Here is a 1,368-nt window from a genome sequence, read left to right on the forward strand (position 1 = left end):
TTGGAAAGGTTTTATTGTGAAGGAACACTCTCGAAAGATCACGCCGGTTCTTCTTGCAGGCGGCGCGGGCTCGCGGCTCTGGCCTGTTTCGCGTGACCAGTTGCCCAAGCAGTTCCAGCCGCTGGTCGGCAATCTTTCGACCTATCAGCAGACGCTGATGCGGGTGGGTGACAAGGGGCTGTATGCCGAACCGCTTGTCATCACCAACGAGGATTTCCGCTTCTTCGCCCGCCGTCAGGCGGAAGAGATCGATCTGCCGGCAACGGTGGTGCTGGAACCTGCCCGCCGCGACAGCGCCGCCGCCATGGCCGCCGCCGCCGTGCTGGCCGAACGCCGCGAGCCCGGTTGTCTGGTTCTGGCGCTCGCCGCCGACCATGTGGTGCTCGATGCCGACAAGTTTTCCGATTCCGTGAAACTCGGGGCCAAGGCCGCCGATCAGGGTAATATTGTCGTCTTCGGTCTGGTCCCGACCGAGCCGCGCACCTCCTACGGTTATATCAAGCCGGGCGAGGCGATCGACGGTGAGGCCGATCTCAGCACCGTCGATGCCTTCGTGGAAAAGCCGGATGTAAAGACGGCGATTTCCTATCTTGAAAAAGGTTATCTGTGGAACTCCGGTAACTTTCTGTTCCGCTCCGACGTGATGATCGCCGAACTCAAGGCCTTCGCGCCGGAGATTCTGGCGGCGGTGACACAGGCGGTCGAGCAATATGAAAGCGACCTTGGCTTTGTGCGCCTGCATCAGGCAAGCTTTGAGGCCTCGCCGAAAAACTCCATCGACTATGCGGTGATCGAAAAAACCAAACGCATGGCGGTGGTGCATGGCCATTTCCGCTGGTCGGATATCGGCAGCTGGGATGCGATCTGGGAGATCGCTGAGAAGCGCGGCAACGACAATGCGCTCGAAGGCGATGGCGTGTTCATCGATTCCGAGGGCTGCCTCATTCACTCCACGCAATTGCTGACGACGGTGGTGGGCGCCAAGGATCTGGTGGTGGTGGCCACCAAGGATGCGGTTCTGGTGGTGCCGAAAAACCGGGTGCAGGATGTCAAGGGGCTGGTGGAGACGCTGAAGGACAGCGACTACGCGCCGCGAACGCAGGCGCACAAACGTGTTTATCGCCCCTGGGGATACATCGAACACATGTATGTGGATGAGCGCTACCGCGTCGGCCACATCACGGTTGATCCCGGCCACCGCATCTCGTTCCAGAAACATTATCATCGCTCGGAACACTGGATCGTCGTCAAGGGAACGGCGACGGTGACGATTGGCGAAGAGACGAAGTTGCTGACGGAAAACCAGTCGGTTTATATCCCGATCGGCCAGCCGCACCGGCTGGCCAATGAGGGGCAGATCCCGCTCGA

General features: G+C 60.0%; 1 protein-coding gene. It reads left to right on the forward strand.

Features of this window, described 5'->3' with window-relative positions; all coding sequences use genetic code 11:
- Window positions 1-16 precede the first annotated feature (16 nt).
- Window positions 17-1,368, forward strand: a 1,352-nt coding sequence (locus tag FCH38_RS23375; RefSeq protein WP_174375331.1) for a mannose-1-phosphate guanylyltransferase/mannose-6-phosphate isomerase, incomplete at its 3' end; no start/stop codon positions are given.

Origin of the sequence: Agrobacterium tumefaciens (genome assembly GCF_013337285.1) — a bacterium.
GTDB classification, from domain to species: Bacteria; Pseudomonadota; Alphaproteobacteria; order Rhizobiales; family Rhizobiaceae; genus Agrobacterium; species Agrobacterium burrii.